General features: G+C 65.6%; 16 protein-coding genes. 2 read left to right on the forward strand and 14 right to left on the reverse strand.

Annotation, left to right across the window (positions count from 1 at the left end):
• Positions 1-46: 46 nt before the first annotated feature.
• The 5 genes from L1F31_RS09500 to L1F31_RS09520 form a co-directional block, all read right to left on the reverse strand.
• The gene (locus L1F31_RS09500; RefSeq protein WP_265417064.1) at positions 47-2,767 is read right to left on the reverse strand and encodes a DEAD/DEAH box helicase; all 2,721 of its coding nucleotides are present in this window, start codon (positions 2,765-2,767) and stop codon (positions 47-49) included.
• Complete coding sequence (gene tatC, locus L1F31_RS09505; RefSeq protein WP_429860920.1) at positions 2,760-3,602, reverse strand: twin-arginine translocase subunit TatC; 843 nt, start codon at positions 3,600-3,602, stop codon at positions 2,760-2,762. The genes L1F31_RS09500 and tatC overlap by 8 nt, the downstream gene beginning before the upstream one ends.
• Positions 3,599-3,886, reverse strand: coding sequence for a Sec-independent protein translocase subunit TatA (gene tatA / locus L1F31_RS09510; protein ID WP_265417065.1), 288 nt, complete (start codon positions 3,884-3,886; stop codon positions 3,599-3,601). The genes tatC and tatA overlap by 4 nt, the downstream gene beginning before the upstream one ends.
• Positions 3,887-3,972: 86 nt before the next feature.
• Positions 3,973-4,860, reverse strand: coding sequence for a WYL domain-containing transcriptional regulator (locus L1F31_RS09515; RefSeq protein ID WP_265417066.1), 888 nt, complete (start codon positions 4,858-4,860; stop codon positions 3,973-3,975).
• Positions 4,844-5,818, reverse strand: coding sequence for a helix-turn-helix transcriptional regulator (locus L1F31_RS09520; RefSeq protein WP_265417067.1), 975 nt, complete (start codon positions 5,816-5,818; stop codon positions 4,844-4,846). The genes L1F31_RS09515 and L1F31_RS09520 overlap by 17 nt, the downstream gene beginning before the upstream one ends.
• An 88-nt stretch (positions 5,819-5,906) precedes the next feature.
• Here L1F31_RS09520 and L1F31_RS09525 point away from each other — a divergent pair, with 88 nt between their 5' ends.
• A complete protein-coding gene (locus tag L1F31_RS09525) occupies positions 5,907-7,031 on the forward strand; it encodes a DUF3866 family protein (RefSeq protein ID WP_265417068.1) in 1,125 nt (374 codons plus the stop codon).
• Between the two features lie 138 nt (positions 7,032-7,169).
• Here L1F31_RS09525 and L1F31_RS09530 read toward each other — a convergent pair whose 3' ends face one another.
• From L1F31_RS09530 to dop, 7 genes are all read right to left on the reverse strand, one after another.
• Positions 7,170-7,544, reverse strand: a complete 375-nt coding sequence (locus L1F31_RS09530; protein ID WP_265417069.1) for an FKBP-type peptidyl-prolyl cis-trans isomerase — start codon at positions 7,542-7,544, stop codon at positions 7,170-7,172.
• Positions 7,545-7,629: 85 nt separating this feature from the next.
• Complete coding sequence (locus tag L1F31_RS09535) at positions 7,630-8,586, reverse strand: FKBP-type peptidyl-prolyl cis-trans isomerase (RefSeq protein ID WP_265417070.1); 957 nt, start codon at positions 8,584-8,586, stop codon at positions 7,630-7,632.
• Between the two features lie 69 nt (positions 8,587-8,655).
• Positions 8,656-10,059 carry a Pup--protein ligase gene (pafA, locus tag L1F31_RS09540; RefSeq protein ID WP_265417071.1) on the reverse strand — a complete coding sequence of 468 codons (1,404 nt, stop codon included), beginning with the start codon at positions 10,057-10,059 and terminating at the stop codon, positions 8,656-8,658.
• A complete protein-coding gene (gene prcA, locus L1F31_RS09545; RefSeq protein ID WP_265417072.1) occupies positions 10,060-10,749 on the reverse strand; it encodes a proteasome subunit alpha in 690 nt (229 codons plus the stop codon).
• A gap of 70 nt (positions 10,750-10,819) precedes the next feature.
• Complete coding sequence (gene prcB / locus L1F31_RS09550) at positions 10,820-11,620, reverse strand: proteasome subunit beta (RefSeq protein ID WP_265417073.1); 801 nt, start codon at positions 11,618-11,620, stop codon at positions 10,820-10,822.
• 1 nt (position 11,621) lies between these two features.
• Entirely contained in the window at positions 11,622-11,813 is a 192-nt protein-coding gene (locus tag L1F31_RS09555; RefSeq protein ID WP_135540878.1) for a ubiquitin-like protein Pup, read from the reverse strand.
• Positions 11,814-11,824: 11 nt separating this feature from the next.
• Positions 11,825-13,354, reverse strand: coding sequence for a depupylase/deamidase Dop (gene dop, locus L1F31_RS09560; RefSeq protein WP_265417074.1), 1,530 nt, complete (start codon positions 13,352-13,354; stop codon positions 11,825-11,827).
• Positions 13,355-13,386: 32 nt separating this feature from the next.
• Here dop and L1F31_RS09565 point away from each other — a divergent pair, with 32 nt between their 5' ends.
• Complete coding sequence (locus L1F31_RS09565; RefSeq protein ID WP_265417075.1) at positions 13,387-13,791, forward strand: DUF3054 domain-containing protein; 405 nt, start codon at positions 13,387-13,389, stop codon at positions 13,789-13,791.
• 52 nt (positions 13,792-13,843) lie between these two features.
• Here the strand turns inward: L1F31_RS09565 and arc are convergent, their stop codons facing one another.
• Both arc and L1F31_RS09575 read right to left on the reverse strand, forming a co-directional pair.
• Positions 13,844-15,496, reverse strand: coding sequence for a proteasome ATPase (arc, locus tag L1F31_RS09570; RefSeq protein WP_265417076.1), 1,653 nt, complete (start codon positions 15,494-15,496; stop codon positions 13,844-13,846).
• Positions 15,493-16,617 (reverse strand): tRNA (adenine-N1)-methyltransferase, encoded by a 1,125-nt coding sequence (locus L1F31_RS09575; RefSeq protein WP_265417077.1) that lies wholly within the window; start codon positions 16,615-16,617, stop codon positions 15,493-15,495. Before L1F31_RS09575 ends, arc begins: the two co-directional genes overlap by 4 nt.
• Between the last annotated feature and the right edge of the window lie 25 nt (positions 16,618-16,642).

Below are 16,642 nucleotides of genomic sequence, written 5' to 3' on the forward strand. Positions count from 1 at the left end.
GCGTTGGGGAATCGCCGAACGTTGATCCGCCGCTGAGCGGTCACGGTCAGGAGTCGGCGACGACTCCGCGACGGATGGCGTCGATCGTCCGTCGGATCCGCACTGCGGTGTCGTCGTCGATGACCTCGGCGACCTGACCGAGCAGATCGAGGCTCTGCTTCGCCCAGCGAACGAAGTCGCCTGCGGCGATGTCGCTGCCGCGCAGCGACTCGGAGAGGTTCTTGCCCTCCGTCCACCGGTACATCGGTCTGATGAGCCCGCGATCCGGTTCATCGGTGGTCTCCAACGCGTGCTGCTCTTCGAGGTGGAAGAGCCGACGCCAAATCGTCTCCGCCTCATCGCAGACGACCTTGAGATCGGCGCTCGGAGCCCGATGCGCATGCAAGGTGTCTCTGCGCGACTGGAACACGAAGATCGACGCGAACGCTGCGAGTTCGGGCTCATTGAGCTTCTCCCACAGCCCGGCGCGGATCGTCAGCGCCACCAGCAGATCCCGTTCGCCGTAGATGCGACGCAGCATCGTCGACTCGGCAGGTTCGAAGCCGAGGCCGCGCAGCACGTCCTGGACCCGTTCGAACACGAGGGCGATTGAGGTCGTGCGGCCCTCAATGCGGGCGATGAGGGAATCGTTCTCCCGAATGAGCTTGTCGGCGCGGTTGGCCCACCGGGCGTGCATCTCCCGATCCGGGCAGTCGTGGCACGGGTGCGCGCGCATCTGCGCCTGCAGTTCGGCCACGGTCGTGCTCTCACCGTGACGTTCCCGACTCGACTCCCAGTGCGCGTCGGGGTCGACTCGGCCGTCGGCGATCGCGGATTCGAGGATGGCCAGCAGCTGCCTGCGATCGCCGGCCTGCCGGTGGTTGAACTTCTTCGGCACCCGCACGCGGCCCTGTGAGGCGACCGGCTCGGTCACCTCATGCGGGCGCAGGTGCCAGACCTTGCCCTGTTCGGTGAGGACTGTGGGCAGTCGGGAGATTCCATCCCGGCTGCTCATCGGGGCGATGATCACGGCACGGCCGCCGACCCGTTTGGCCGGCATCGTCACCACATCACCGACCTTGAGCGCGGTGAGGGATTCGACGATATCGCGTTGCCGATTGCGCGACTTCGTCCGCGTCTCCTGCTTCTGCGTGTCCGAAATCGCCCGGCGCAGACGCGCATATTCGGCGAAGTCCCCGAGGTCGCAGTGCATCGACTTCTCATACGCGGCGATCGTGTCTTCGTTCTTGCGCACCTTCCGTGCCAGACCGACGACGGCCTTGTCGGCTTGGAACTGCGCGAACGAGGTCTCGAGGACCTTCGCCGCCTCCGCCGAACTCATCCGAGAAAGCAGGTTCGCAGTCATGTTGTAGGTCGGTCCGAACGCCGAGTTCAGGGCATACGACCGGTTCGACGCCAAGGCGGCGAGTTCGCTGACTTCGATGGTCGGATGCCACACGACGACCGAATGTCCGATCCGGTCGATGCCGCGGCGTCCGGCCCGTCCGGTCAGCTGCGTGTACTCCCCCGGAGTGATCATCGCATGGGCTTCGCCGTTGAACTTCACGAGCTTTTCGAGCACGACAGTGCGTGCAGGCATGTTGATGCCCAGAGCGAGGGTCTCCGTGGCGAAGACGACCTTGATGATGCCCTGCGAGAACAGCTCTTCGACGAGCTGTTTGAACTGGGGGATCATGCCCGCATGGTGTGCGGCCACACCGAGCAGCAGTCCCTCGCGGAACGTGTGGTAGCCGAGGATGCCCAGGTCTTCGTCGGCGATGTCATCCCGCAGCGCCTCGAGCGCAGCATTGACGATCGTCTTCTCCTCGCGCGAGTTCAGATCGACTCCGGTGCTCAGATACTGCTCGACGGCCTCATCGCAGCCGTTGCGGGAGAAAATGAACATGATCGCGGGCAGCATGGCCGCCTCGGCGAGGGAGGCGACGACCTGCGTGCGGCTGGGGCGCCGGAACCGGGCTCGGGTGGCACGGGCGCGTTTCGAACGCGGTCCCCCGTGGGTGCGGGTGGCGTGATTGAGCGCGGGGTCGATCCGGTCGGAATCGGCGTGGGTGAACAGGTCGAACATGCGATGGCCGACGAGGACATGGTTGACCAGCGGCACGGGGCGGTGACTGGTCGACACGATCGTCGTGGGGCCCCTGACCTCCCGCAGCCACGCACCGAACTCCTCGACATTCGACACCGTCGCCGACAGCGACACCATCTGCACCCGATCGGGCAGATGGATGATGACCTCTTCCCACACGGGTCCGCGGAACCTGTCGGCAAGGTAGTGGACTTCGTCGAGGACGACGAAGCCGAGGTCGGACAGGCCCCCGAGATCGTTGTAGAGCATATTGCGCAGCACCTCGGTGGTCATCACGATGATCGGCGCATCCCGCCGGATCGAGGTGTCACCGGTGAGCAGGCCGACGTTCTCGGCCCCGTGCACGGTGGCGAGGTCATTGAACTTCTGGTTGCTCAGCGCTTTGATCGGTGTGGTGTAGAAGACCCGTTTGCCTTCGTCGCGGGCGAGTTCGACCGCGAATTCGGCGATGAGCGTCTTCCCCGCTCCGGTGGGTGCTGTGACGAGGACGTCCTCACCTTCCTGCAGGTGGCTGCAGGCCTCGATCTGGAAGTCGTCGAGTTCGAAGTCGGTGCGCGCCATGAACCGCCCCAAGGGAGTGCGGGCGAAGTCCGCGCGCGCCCGGAAGTCGGCGTAGGCGGCGGAGGGACTCAGCGTCTCTTCCGCAGCGGTTGGATCTGAGGGGCGAGTGGAATCAGTCATTCTTCTCTTCGTCGGTGAATTCGTCCTCATCGACCCACAGGCCCTGAGCGATGAGGCGCTTCTTGCGTCGTCGGTCGTTGAACACACAGATCACCCATGCCAGGCAGAACAGCGTCATCATGGGGATGACGAGGAAGAACATGGACATCGCGTCGGGCGTCGGGGTGGCGATGGCGGCGAACAGGAACACGAGCATGACGATGATGCGCCATGACTTCTTGATCCGCTCTGCCGAGAGGATGCCCAGCATATTCAGTCCCACCATGAGCACGGGCAGGACGAACGCGAGACCGAAGACGACGATGATGACCATCACGAAGCTCAGATAGTCCTGAGCAGGGATGATGTTCGTTCCGCCTTCGGGCGTGAACGACGTCAGCGCCTTCACGGCATTGGGCAGGGCGAAGAACGCCATCGTCGACCCGGCGAGGAACAGCGGAATCGCAGCGCCGAGGAACCCCAGCGAGTACAGCTTCTCCTTGCTTTTGAGTCCTGGGACGATGAAGGCCCAGATCTCGTAGAGCCAGATGGGGCAGGAGAGGAAGAGCCCGATGAAGAACGAGAGTTTGATCTTCAGATCGAACGGAGAGGCGACTCCGGCGAAGTTGATCTCCGCCATTCGTCCCCCGTTGTCACGGATGGTCCGGATCGGCTCCTGCAGGATGTCGAGGACGGGATCGTAGAGGAACCAGCCGCCGACCGCACCGATTGCGATGGCGATGGCCGCGATGATGACGCGGTTGCGCAGCTCGACGAGGTGCCCGACGACGGGCATCTTCTTCTCAGGATTCTTCTTCCGTGAACGAGAGGCTCTCCGCTGACTGTTCTCTTTCACTTCTCGTGAGACTGCGGGTCCTGCTTCTCCCGACTCGGCGCATCCGCACCGGTGGTCCCACCGGTCGCCGTGGTCGAGTCGTTCGAGGAGTTCTGGTTGAGTGCTCCCGGTTCGGTGGATTTCGTCGTCGAGTCCTCATCGTCGTCGCGCAGGTCCTTGACCTCGGACTTGAAGATCTTCATCGACTGTCCCAGGCTCCGGGCCAGCTGCGGCAGTTTGGGCGCGCCGAAGATGATCACGATGATGAGGATCACGATCGCGATCTGCACGAAACTTGGTCTCATTGGGAGCTCCTTGGATTGTTGATGCTGTGGACGATTCTACGCTGTGCGGCTGAGCCTTTCATCCTCATCCGCAGGCGGTTCTCCGCTCAGCCGAGTCGTCGCAGGGCGGCCGACACCGCGTCGGTGTCATCGACCTCGGTGATGACATCGGCATGGCAGAGCAGAAACCGGCTCAGCCAGTCGACGGAATGCACCAGCAGACGCACCCGCACACTCGTCTCACCGTTGTCGAAGTATTCACGTTCCGTCACGTCGAGTTCATCGGCCAGCCAGGCTCCCCTGCCGTCGAATCCGAGTGTGACCTCATGGGATCGGGACGACGATTCGCTCACGGACAGCGGCGGATGATCCGCCGGTTCCCACGTTCTGATGCTGCCGAGGGCGAATCGGCGCGGAGCACCGGCCGAATAGCACCAGGCGTCGACATACCAGTCTGAACCGGGCACGAGGTTCGTCGGAGCGATGATCCGCGTGGTCAGCTCGTCACGGGAGGCCACATAGTACTCGATCTGCAGCGCCGACTCGTCGTCGACGGCCTGCCGCATCGCACTCAGCAGCTCTTCGTCGACGTCGATGGGGCTGACGTCGACGGCGGTGCGCAGGTTCTCCCCCGCCGCGAGGCGCAGCTTGCTCGCGGCGGTGGCCACAGCCTCCGAGTCGAGTCCCGGCAGTGAGGAGAGCAGTTCGAGTGCGAGGACGAGGACTCCGGCTTCCTCCGCGCTCAGCCGCACGGGCACGGAGACCTCTTCGGCGTTGGAGATGAAGATCTGCCCGCCTTCCCAGCTGGCGTCGATGAGGTCATCGGGCATGTGCCCCGGACGTCCGGTGACGAAGAGGAGCTGCAGATCGTCGATGAGGGTGTCGGAGTCGATGCCGAAGTAGGCGGCTGTGTCCTCGAGGTCGGCGCCCGGGTGGGCGTCGAGGTAGGGCACGAGGCTGAGCAGCCTCGTCAGTCGCTCACGCGCTGAGGACACTGGCACCTCCGAGTCGGTTGAGGGAATCGCGGATCGTCTCGCGGCGTCGGTCCACAGCTCGCACGAGTTCGGGCGGTTCCACGGCTGCGACGGCATCGCCGTAGCCGACGATCTCCGCCGCGAGTGTGTCGACGTCGGAGAATTCGATGATCACGTCAGCGCCGTCCTCGCGCACCTGGCGACGTCGCAGCGGGTCGGCCCGGTGGGCGCGGATGTTCAGCTTCGCCTCGGCGACCACCGCCATCTCCGAACTCGACTGCAGCGCCAGCTCGGGCGAGAAGTCCGCGGGGATCGTGTAGTCGCCGGGCTCGCGTCCGCCGAGCTTTGCGATGCCGCCTTCAACGCGGGAGAGGCGGAACGTCCGCCGTGCCTGCCGGTCGAGGTCGAAGCCGATGAGGTAGACGCGGTCGCCGCGGCTGAGCAGAGCGTAGGGTTCCAGCCGCACCTTCCGAGCACTCTGTCCCGGCTTGTGGTAGCGGAAGCCGATGGCCTCGCGGGCGTTGATGTGGTGGAGGGCATCGGCGAAGTTCGCGCTGGCGAGACGGCGGGCGGCGGAGCCGGGTTCGATCTGCGCCGGTCCGAGACCCTGCTGGTCGAGGTCGATGCCCAGCGCGCGCAGCTTCGTCAGTGCCTGGGCGCTGGATTCGCCGAGCTCGGTCTCCGACCAGAAGGAGGCGGCGACGGTGACGGCGGCGACCTCGGCCGGGGTGAGGTCGACTTCGTCCATCGCGTAGTCGGCAGTGGAGATCCGGTAGCCGGTCTCCCCCGCGTCTCCGTACGCGTCGTGTTCGGCGCGGGTGGCGATCGTGATGCCCATATGGCGCAGCAGCTCTTTGTCGCGGGAGAATTTGCGGTCGAAGGCGACTTCGTCGAGTCCGGAATAGCCGTCGATGACGCTCATCAGCGTTTTGCGGGAGACCCAACCGCGCGAGGCGCGCAGTGCGATGAGCAGGTTCATCAGACGCTCCGTCTGCTGTCTCTGTCTGCTGCTGCGGGGTGTTGTCACAATTCCACCGTAACCTAGGCCGGGCGATAGTCTGGGGACCATGATTCATTGGCGCAAAGGAATCGTCACAGCGATTCGCTCCACCCGGCCAGGATACACAGATGTCGACGTGGAACTGGACCAGGCGCTGCCCGACACAGATGTGACGTCCATCCGCGCGGTCGCCTACACCGATGCCGTCGGGCAGCCAAGCCTCGGAGACACCGTGCTCGTGAATGTCTCTGCCCTGGCCAAGCGCCTGGGCACCGGCGGTTTCGGGCTCATCGTGGCGCTGCCCGACGCGCTGCCCGAGGATCCGCCGGAGGGACCCGGGCATCTGGTCAAGGACCGCTATTCGCCTCTGCAGACGATGGTGCTCGGCGTCGACGATCAGGAATCCGAACACCATGCTGTCCTCGCCGAGGCGGAGCACCTCGACGGCATGCCAGTGGTCGTGGCCGATCTGCATTCGGCCCTGCCGGCGATCATCGCCGGCATCCGTGCCGTCGATCCCGGCCTGCGTGTGGCGTATGTGCTCAGCGACGGCGCGGCACTGCCCGCCCCGTTCTCACAGGCGGCAGCCGGTCTCAAGGAAGCCGGATGGCTGACCGGGACGATCAGCACCGGGCAGTCCTGGGGCGGTGACCTCGAAGCGGTGACCATCCATTCCGGTCTCCTCGCCGCCAAACACGTCATGGGTGCCGATATCACCATCGTCGCGCAGGGGCCGGGGAACCTCGGCACCGGCACGAAGTACGGGTATTCGGGTCTCGTCACCGGCGACCATCTCAATGCCGCGGCTCTGCTCGCCGGACGTCCCGTGGGGCTGCTGCGGATGTCGAACGCCGATGCCCGCGGTCGTCACTTCGGCATCTCCCACCATTCTCTGACGCCGCTGAGAGAGATCGCGCGGCCGGGAATGATCGTTCCGGTGCCCGACTTCTCCACCCTCACCGAGGCGGAGCGGGCCGAGATGGATCCGGATCCTGCCGTCGTGGCAGACGTCGTCGGGGCACAGCTGGGTGGCCTGGCCATGCATGATCTCGTCGACGTCGACCTGGGCGGTCTGTGGGCGGCGCTCCGCTCCTCCCCCGTCGGCCTGTCCACGATGGGACGGAAGCTGCCGGCCGATGCAGCGTCGTTCCTGGCCGCAGCCGCCGCCGGACGCTGCGCCGCCGAACTGTGATCCCTGCACCGCGAAGCTGCGATCCCTGCGCGCACGAGCATACGAATACTCTGAGCACTGCGCACTGCTGACTTCCGCACAGCACTGACACGAATGGCCGGGTCCCACAGGGCCCGGCCACTTCGGTGTCGCGCTGGGTCAGCGCACGTTCTCGAGATCGCAGACGAAGATGAGTGACTCGCCGGGGCGGATGACTCCGCCGGCTCCCTGGTCTCCGTAGGCGAGGTGGGGAGGGATCTGCAGGGTGCGGCGGCCGCCGACCTTCATCCCCTGGATGCCCTGGTCCCAACCGGAGATGACCATCCCGGAACCGAGACGGAACTCCAGCGGGGTGCCGCGGTTGTAGGATGCGTCGAACTCCTCACCGGTGGAATGGGCGACTCCCACGTAGTGCACGCTCACGGTGTCGCCGGGTCCCGCCTCGGCGCCGGTGCCGACGATGTCATCGGTGATGATGAGTTCGGTGGGGGCGTCGCCGCCGGGGAAATCGACTTCTGGCTTCTGCTTGCTCATGCTCTTCCTCCTTGTTCGGATGGGTGTGTTTCAGTCTCGTGTGCGGTGCGGACTCGGTTCGTCTCAGCCCTGGAAGCGGTTTGCCTCAGCCTTGGGCGGAGAGGATGTCGACGACGAAGATGAGGGTCGCATCACCCGGGATCGAGGGTTCGCTGCCCTGTTTGCCGTAGCCCTTGTCCGGCGGGATGACGAGGACGACCTGGCTGCCGACCTTCTGTCCGACGAGGCCTTCGTTCCAGCCGTCGATGACCGGTGCCTCTCCGACGGGTTCGACGGCGAACGGCTGCCCGCCCCTCTTCCAGTTCGAGTCGAAGGTCTTCGAGGTGTCGTCCCAGAGCCAGCCGGAGTACTTCACGGCCACGCTCTGGCCCTTCTTGACCTCGGGCCCCTTGCCTTCGATCGTCGTGTACGTCTCGAGGTCCTTCGGCTTCTCACCCTTGGGCTTCGAGATCGATGGGGCCCCGTCATCGCCCCACTTCACCGTCACCGGGTTGTCCGACTGGTCGGCCTTCTCACCCTCGGCGCGGGTGAGCGGGCGAGAGGTCTTCTCCACATCGATGATGTAGACGAGCGTCTGCGCGGCCTCCCCCTGCTGGGCGCTGCCGTTGAGCGACAGCATGACCCGGGAGCCGACCTTGACGTCGAGGAGCGCGTTGTACAGGTCCTCTGAGATCTGGGACTTGTCCATGGGGAATCCGGCGGGAGACTTCGAATCGTAACTGGATTCGACGACCTTCCCGCTCGTGCCCGACACCAGAGTCATCTGGGCGGTGACCTGTTCGCCGTCGGCGATCTTGTCTCCCGTGCCCTTCTCCAGCACCTTCTTCTCGGCCTTCTCGATCACCAGCGGGGACTCGAAGCTGACCTTCGGCTTCTCGCCCTTCTTGCCTTCGACCGTGATGTCGTCGAGGCTTGTCGACTTCGCGTCCTGGGCAGCCACTGAGGGCGGAGGTGTGGTCGAATCATCTGACTCGTCGCCCTGCCCGCAGGCCGAGAGCAGCAGCAGGCCGGCCGCAATGGCGCTGAGCACTTTGGTGCGCACTGGTTTCCTTTCGTCACGCGTGGCCGTGCCCGCACCGAATGGCGGGTGCGACCGGATCACAGGGCGATCTTACAGGCCGGCGATGAGTGTTTCCGCCTGCGGGTGAGTCGTGGCGAATGGGTCCTTGAGTGCGACGGCGCGACCGGATTCGTCATTGAGGCGCAGGTGCACCCAGTCGACTGTGTAGTCGCGGCGGGCGTCGTGGGCGGCGCGGATGAATTCTCCGCGGACGGCGGCGCGGGTCGTTGCCGGGGGCACGTCTTTGGCGCGGGTGGCCGCTTCGGCGGGGACGAGGTTCTTCGCCATTCCCGCCGCCTCCAGTTTGGGGAACAGGCCGGTCGCCGGGGTGATGTCGTGGTAGGCGATGTCGAGTCGGTGGATGCGCGCATCCGTGATGTCGCTGATCCCGCGCTGCATGGACCGTTCTATGAGTGCGCGTTTCATCACCCAGTCGATCTCCGTGTCCACGGTCGAGAAGTCCTGTGACTCGACCGCGGTGAGCATCCGCGTCCACAGGTCGATGACATAGCCTGCGAGCTTCTCATCGCCGAGGCTGTGATCGCCGTTGTCGACGATCCGCTGCGCCCGATCCCGGTAATCGGCGAGCAGACCCAAGGGAGTCGTCGTGGTCCCGTCGGTGCGCTCGAGGACGACGGTGCCTGTGAGGTCGCGGGCGACGAGCCGGATATCGCGCACGGGGTGGCGCAGACCGTTCTCCGGGATCCGCGCGCCCTGTTCGATGAGGTCGAGCATGAGGATCGCCGATCCGAGCTTGAGCGCCGAGGTGGCCGTCGACATCGAGGAATCACCGACGATGACGTGCAGCCGACGGTACTTCTCCGCATCCGCGTGCGGTTCGTCGCGGGCGTTGATGATCGGCCGCGAACGTGTCGTCGCCGAGGACAGCCCCTCCCACATCACATCGGAGCGAGCGGAGAGTCCGAACATCATCTCCGAGCGATCGGACTCCTCATCGGGAGAGAACGATGAACGGCTGGGAATGATGGCGCCGGCACCGACGAGCAGCTGCCGGGACACGAGGAACGGCAGCAGCACAGTGGTCAGCCGGTTGAAGTCCAGGGTGCGGCGGATGAGGAAGTTCTCGTGGGACCCATAGGAGTTGCCTGCCGCGTCCGTGTTGTTCTTGACCATGTGGACGCGCCCGCCGATGCCTTCGTCCTCGAGAGCGGTCTGCGCCTGACCCAGCAGGTCGACCATGAGGGCCTCGCCGGCCCGGTCCTGAGCGAGCAGATCGGAGAGGTCGTCGCATTCTGCGGTCGCATACTCGGGGTGGGAGCCGACGTCGAGGTAGAGGCGTGAGCCGTTGGGCAGGAACACGTTCGAGGACCGTCCCCATTCGACGATGGGGCGGAAGAGATGCCGGGCGATCTCCTCCGGCCCGATCCGACGCCCGTCGGGATCAGCGGTGTGGGCGAGCCCGTATTCGGTCTCGATTCCGTAGATGCGTGCCATTCAGGCCTCCCGCAGCCGGCTCATTGCGGCATCATCGAGGCGCCGGAACGTCCTCTGCTTGGTCGTCGTCCGGTCGAGGATCGCCGCCTCCAGCGCCTCTGTGGCCAGAGTCGCTTGGGTGGCGGCGCCCAGGGCCTGCACGCCGTGGGCGAAGACCTCGCGAAGCGTCATCTGCGAAGTCGCCACTCCGGCCAGGGCAGCGGTGATCGCATCGGCTTGACCGCCGATGGCCACATGCTCGGACTCATCGATGACCGAACCATCGTAGCTGAGTCGATAGAGCTGGTCGCCGGCAGCGGTGAGACCGAGTTCGGCGACGACGAGTTCGACTTCGAACGGCTTCGATTCGGTGGTGAAGACACCGGCGAGGGTCTGCGCATAGGCGTTCGTCAGACCGCGCGCCGTGACATCGGTGCGGTCGTAGGAGTAGCCGCGCAGATCCGCATAGCGGACCCCGGCCTGGCGCAGAGTCTCGAATTCGTTGTATTTGCCGACGGCGGCGAAGCCGATCCGATCGTAGATCTCGGCGATCTTGTGCAGAGTCGGCGACGGGTTCTCCGCGAGCAGCAGAATTCCCTCGTCGAAGCGCATGACGACGACCGACCGACCCCGGGCGATGCCCTTGCGGGCGAAGTCCGCCCGGTCCTTCATCAGCTGTTCCGGTGAGACGTAGAACGGTGCCTGGCTCATGTCCGATCCTTTCGCGGTGACGATTCGACGCGTGGCGCTTGGTCAGGCCGCGTGTGTGCCCGTTCGAGGCTCATGACCGCGCGCTGTGGGTGCGGCGAGCGACCACCTCTGTGGCGGTCTCGAGCACCGTGGCCGAGTCGACTTCGGTGACGCCGGCCTCGAGGTCGACGGTGAAGATCGTCGGTGCGATCTGGCGCACGAAGTCCGGTCCCCCGGTCGCCGAATCGTCGTCGGAGGCGTCGAAGAGCGCTTCGACGGCCACGCCGATCGCCTGCTCGTGGTCGAGGTCCGGCTGCCACAGCTTCTTCAGCGCCCCGCGGGCAAAGCCCGAACCGGAGCCGATCGAGTGGAAACGGTGCTCTTCGTATTTGCCGCCGGTGACGTCGAAGCTGAAGATCTGCCCGTGCGGGGTCGACTCGTCGACTCCGGCGAACAGCGGGACGACGGCCAGCCCCTGCATGGCCAGTCCGAGGTTTCCGCGCAGCATCGCGGCCAGTCGATTGGCCTTGCCGTGCAGAGAGAGCCTGGCCCCTTCGATCTTCTCGTAGTGTTCGAGTTCGAGCTGGAAGAGCCGGATGAGATCGAGCGCGACCCCGGCCGTGCCGGCGATGCCGATGACGGAGTAGTCGTCGGCGGCCTTGACCTTCTCCATCGAGTGGGAGGCGATGAGGTTGCCGATCGTGGCTCTGCGGTCCCCGGCCATGAGGATGCCCGCGGCGGTGCGGAAGCAGATGATCGTCGTGCCTTCCGGCGTCTGCTCGGCCAGATCACGTCCGCTGGTCTGCGGCAGCGACTCGGGGGCCAGGGAGCGGGCGAGGTCGACGAACGAATTGCTCGTCGAGCTCAGAAATGCAGGAGGGAATCCTGACATCTCATTGGCCGCCCTTCTGCACGAAGTTCTTGACGAATTCCTCCGCGTTCGATTCCAGCACGCCGTCGATCTCGTCGAGGATGGAGTCGACGTTCTGCGTATTGATCTGACCCTGCACGGCCTCCGGCGGGTCGACGGGCGCATCCGATCCGCCGTTCGATTTGTCCCTCTGGACCTGTTCCTGCGAGCTCATCTCACACCTCTTCAGTCGTTCTTCGTCTTCAGTCTATCCACTCCGAGAGCCTCGAGCAGGCCCTCGGCAGTCTCGATTCCCGCGACCCGCTCTGCCAACAGCTCACGCGTGCCCTTGAGGGGTTCGTGCATGGGCAGACGCACGATGCCCAGTTCGCCCGCGTTGAGGACGAGGGAGTCCCAGCTCGCGGCCACGAGGTCATCGCCGAGGCGGCTGACCGCCACCGAGCGGAGGAAGGCGCGGGTGCCGTCGGGGGCGTTCGTCACTGCGGCCTCCACCTCGGCGTCGGTGGTCATCCGGCGGATCCGTCCGGCCCGCTCGAGTTTGTGGAAGAGTCCTTTCTCAGGACGCACATCGTGGTACTGGACATCGATGAGAGCCAGCTTCGGGTGGTCCCAGTCGATGTCTTCCCGGCTCCGGTAGCTCTCGAGCAGCACCCATTTCGCGATCCAGTCGATGGAATCGGCGAGGCTGCGCGGGTCGGCGGCCAGTCCGTCGAGGAAACGACGCCATTCGGCGAGCACTGCAGCGGTGTCGGCATCCTCGGGGTCGGCGTGCTGCGCGCAGGCGGCGTAGAAGGTCTCCTGGATCTCCAGGGCAGTCATCGTGGTGCCGTCGGCCAGGCGCAGAGGGGCGCTGAGGCTGAGGTCGTGGCTGACGTCCCACAGCGACTGCAGGGCATCGTCGAGTTCGATCCTCGGTGCCAGCCCCGCCTCGATGAGGCCGAGGACCAGCGAGGTCGCACCGAAGCGCACATAGGTGGCCGGTTCGGCCATGGTGGCATCGCCGATGATCACGTGCAGTCGTCGGTACTTCGCCGGGTCGGCATGCGGTTCGTCGCGGGTGTTGACGATGGGCCGCCGCAGAGTCGTCTCCAGGCCGACCTCGGCTTCGAAGAAGTCGGCACGAGACGAGATCTGGAAGCCCTTGCCCTCGCCTTCGCGGCCGATGCCGACCCGCCCGGAACCGCACAGGATCTGGCGGGTCACGAAGAACGGGACGAGGCCTGCGACGATGTCGTCGAAGTCGGTGCTGCGGTCGACGAGGTAGTTCTCGTGGGTGCCGTACGACGAACCTTTCGAATCCGTGTTGTTCTTGTATAGGTTGACCGGTTCGTCGGTCGTCTCCAGTGCCCTCACCGAGGCCAGCCCCACGAGGTCGCCGGCCCGGTCGAAGGTGACGATATCGCGTGGGGTGAGCACCTCCGGGGAGGAGTACTCGGGGTGAGCATGGTCGACGTAGTAGCGGGCACCGTTCTCTGTGACCACATTCGCCAGGTACTGGGCTTCGACATCCTCGGACGGGATGTGCGTCAGCTGCGAGGAGTCGGCGTCGGCGACATTCATGAAGAAGCCGCGGGCATCGGCGAGCGGGGATTCGGTGGCGAAGTCCCAGAAGCTCTGGGACGATTTCAGCCCGCGCGGTCCCGCATAGGCGTCGATGACGCGCGCTGAATCCCGCATCGGGTTCGCCCGCGGATTATTGGGCTGGCTGAGGCCGAACTCGGTCTCGGAACCCATGACGCGTCTGACTCTGAGCATCTGCATCTCCTCCAAGGATTAGACTCGGGGACGTGGCAACGAAGAAATCTCATCTCCCGATCGCACTGATCGTCGACCTCATCCTCGTGATTCTGTTCACGATCGTCGGTCACTACACACATTCTCATAATTTCGACCCGCAGGGGCTGATGACCACAGCGTGGCCGTTCGTCGCAGCCCTCGTCCTCGCCTGGTTGCTGAGCGCGGTCTGGGACCGACCGATCTCGCCCCTGGCCACCGGCACCGGAGTGTGGGCGGTGACCGTGCTGGTGGGTCTCGTGCTGCGCGGCGTCACCGGCGCCGGCGGCGATCCCGGCACGGTTCCGGTGAGCTTCATGATCGTGGCGACCTCGCTCAACCTCATCACCTTGGTCGGTTGGCGCATCATCGCCACCGCCGTCTCAGGCGGATCCGGCCGCCGCAAGCGCAGCCGCTGACGAATGAACGGACGGGCCCGCCTGCTGAGTGCAGGTGGGCCCGTTCGGCGTCTCAGACGAGGTCCGAGTTCGGCCGCACCTCGGCGATCTCGGTCTCGTACGGCACGGTCGGGGCTCCCCTGGTCGTGTCGAGGTGCATCATCCGCAGATGTGTCACCCGCTCGCCCTTGCGACCGGAGATCCGTGCCCATTCGTCGGGGTTGGTCGTGTTCGGCAGGTCCTCGTGCTCGCTGAACTCTTCGGCGATGGCGGCTTCGAAGTGTGCCCGCTGAAGGCCCCGCTCACCCGTTTCGAGCAGTGACTTGATCGCGGACTTCTTCGCCCGGTCGACGATGTTGTGGATCATCGCTCCCGAAGCGAAGGCCGAGAAGTGGAGGACCTCCTTCGAACCGTCGGCGTAGCTGACCTCGACGAATTCGTTCTCCGGGGTCTCGGCGAACATCCGCTCGACACAGTCGTCGATGAGGGCGGCGACCGCCTCGGCGGGGGTTGTGTGACCGGCGAGAACGGACGAATGCAGCGGCAGTTCGGCAGTGAGGTACTTCTCGAAGATGTCGCGTGCGGCCTGGGCATCGGGCCGTTCGATGCGGATCTTCACATCGAGGCGGCCCGGGCGCAGGATCGCCGGGTCGATGAGGTCCTCACGGTTGGAGGCGCCGATGACGATGACGTTGTCGAGCTGTTCGACTCCGTCGATCTCGGTCAGCAGCTGCGGCACGATCGTCGTCTCCACGTCCGAGGACTTGCCGGTGCCGCGGGTGCGGAACAGCGATTCCATCTCGTCGAAGAACACGACCACGGGGAAGCCGGCCGATGCCTTCTCCCGAGCGCGGGCGAAGATCAGGCGCAGCTGACGTTCGGTCTCGCCGACGTACTTGTCCAGCAGCTCCGGTCCCTTGATGTTGAGGAAGTAGGTCTTGCTCGTCCTCTCCTCACCGGTGCGATCGGCCAGCGAGTTCGCCACGGCCTTCGCGATGAGCGTCTTGCCGCAGCCGGGAGGGCCGTAGAGCAGAATGCCCTTCGGCGGCTTGAGGCCGTGTTCGGTGTAGAGCTCGGGGTGTTCGAAGGGCAGCTCCACGGCGTCCTTGATGAGGCCGATCTGGTCGGACAGTCCCCCGATGTCCGAATACGTGATGTCGGGGACCTCTTCGAGCAGAAGCGAGGACACTTCGGGCTTCTCGACGACCTGCAGCGCGTAATGGGTGCGGGTGTCGACGACGACGGCATCGCCGACGCGCAGGCCGGAGTCGACGAGGCCCGCGGCGAGGGTGAATACCTGTTCGTCATCACCAGGGGCGCCGACGAGGATGCGCGTCGCATCGACGAATTCGCGGACGTTGACGACGGATCCCACGGGTGGGAAGTCTCCGGTGCCGATGACGACGAGGCCTTCGGACAGGAGGACGTCGGCTCCGGCGCGCAGACCGGCCGGTTCGACCTCCGGGGCCACGGCCACGCGCATGCGGCGGCCGCCGACGATGACGTCCGCGGTCACCCCCTTGTCGTCGAGGGCGACGAGAGTGCCCCAGTTGTTCGGCGGCTCGGTGAGCCGCCGGGCCTCTTCCTTGATCCGGTCCAGTTCGTCCCGGGCGGTGCGCAGGGTCTTCGACAAGGCCTCATTGCGTTTGCCCGCGGAGTAGAGCTGCTGGCGCAGGGACGCGGTGTCCTCGCGCAGCTTCTTCACCTCGGTCGTGGTCTCAGTCATCGATCCTCCTTCGGCCCAGTGGTCTCAGTGGTGGTGTGTCCTGTCGAGTCTGCGGCGGCTGGGCCGTCGCTCTCGGTCGCGCCTGCGGCAGCGTCTGTCGCGCTCGCGCCGGCGGCAGACGTTGCGGCGTCATCGGTGCGCAGGCGCTTCCCGGCTTCGCGGACGACTCGGCGCAGCTTCTTTCCGTGTGCGGTGCGTGTGCCGATGGCCGCCTCGGTGACTTCGGGCTCCGTCCACGCGGCGACGTCCTCGGCAGCCGCGGTAGCCCCCTGCGGGCGCCTCTTCTTCTCCAGCGGAGCCACCCCTGCGGCCATCCTGCGGGCCATGATGAGGAAGCCCGTGTGGGCGATCATGCGATGGTCGGGGCGGACGGCGAGTCCGTCGGCGTGCCAGCCGCGGACCATGGCCTCCATGGATTCCGGTTCGGCGAACTTCCCCGAGGCGCGCAGTGCCTCGACGAAGCGGGAGAGCTGCGGGACCGTGGCGACGTAGGCGATGACGATGCCGCCGGGAGTCAGGGCTTCGCTGACCGCGTCGAGGGTGTTCCACGGAGTGAGCATGTCGAGGACCACGCGGTCGACGCTGTCGGCTGCGAACGTCTGCGGCAGAATGTCGGAGAGATCACCGACGGTGACCGACCAGTTCTCGGGTTCACCGTCGAAGAAGTCAGCGATATTGCCCGCAGCGATCGTCGCGAATTCCTCTCGCAGTTCGAAGGAGTGGACCGATCCGTTCGGGCCGACGGCGCGCAGCAGAGCCATCGACAGTGCTCCGGAGCCGACGCCTGCCTCGACGACGACTGCGCCGGGGAAGATATCGCCGAGGGTGACGATGAGTCCCGAATCCTTCGGATAGACGACTGCGGCGCCGCGCGGCATCGAGAGCACGAAGTCCTCGTAGCGGGGACGGAAGACCTGAAACTCCACTCCCCCGGAGTTCGACACGATGATGCCCTCGGTTCGCCCGATGATGTCATCGTGGCTGATGAGTCCCTTGTTCGTGTGGAAGTGCTCGCCCGGGGCGAGCACGAAGGTGTGCATGCGCCCCTTGGGGTCGGTGAGCTGGACCTTTTCGCCGCGGTCGAGGACGCGGACGGGTCGGGTATGGAGTGGCTGAGTCATGATGTCACCACTCTACGCTGGTGAG

The sequence above is a fragment of the Brevibacterium spongiae genome, from assembly GCF_026168515.1.
GTDB lineage: Bacteria > Actinomycetota > Actinomycetes > Actinomycetales > Brevibacteriaceae > Brevibacterium > Brevibacterium spongiae.

What these genes read in the sequence shown, in the direction of transcription:
- L1F31_RS09575 (WP_265417077.1), bottom strand. Translation starts at nt 16,617, where the DNA reads ATGACTCAGCCACTCCATACCCGACCCGTCCGCGTCCTCGACCGCGGC.
- L1F31_RS09555 (WP_135540878.1), bottom strand. Translation starts at nt 11,813, where the DNA reads ATGAGCTCGCAGGAACAGGTCCAGAGGGACAAATCGAACGGCGGATCG.
- L1F31_RS09530 (WP_265417069.1), bottom strand. Translation starts at nt 7,544, where the DNA reads ATGAGCAAGCAGAAGCCAGAAGTCGATTTCCCCGGCGGCGACGCCCCC.
- dop (WP_265417074.1), bottom strand. Translation starts at nt 13,354, where the DNA reads ATGCTCAGAGTCAGACGCGTCATGGGTTCCGAGACCGAGTTCGGCCTC.
- tatA (WP_265417065.1), bottom strand. Translation starts at nt 3,886, where the DNA reads ATGAGACCAAGTTTCGTGCAGATCGCGATCGTGATCCTCATCATCGTG.
- L1F31_RS09525 (WP_265417068.1), top strand. Translation starts at nt 5,907, where the DNA reads ATGATTCATTGGCGCAAAGGAATCGTCACAGCGATTCGCTCCACCCGG.
- arc (WP_265417076.1), bottom strand. Translation starts at nt 15,496, where the DNA reads ATGACTGAGACCACGACCGAGGTGAAGAAGCTGCGCGAGGACACCGCG.
- pafA (WP_265417071.1), bottom strand. Translation starts at nt 10,059, where the DNA reads ATGGCACGCATCTACGGAATCGAGACCGAATACGGGCTCGCCCACACC.
- L1F31_RS09520 (WP_265417067.1), bottom strand. Translation starts at nt 5,818, where the DNA reads ATGAACCTGCTCATCGCACTGCGCGCCTCGCGCGGTTGGGTCTCCCGC.
- prcB (WP_265417073.1), bottom strand. Translation starts at nt 11,620, where the DNA reads ATGTCAGGATTCCCTCCTGCATTTCTGAGCTCGACGAGCAATTCGTTC.
- L1F31_RS09500 (WP_265417064.1), bottom strand. Translation starts at nt 2,767, where the DNA reads ATGACTGATTCCACTCGCCCCTCAGATCCAACCGCTGCGGAAGAGACG.
- prcA (WP_265417072.1), bottom strand. Translation starts at nt 10,749, where the DNA reads ATGAGCCAGGCACCGTTCTACGTCTCACCGGAACAGCTGATGAAGGAC.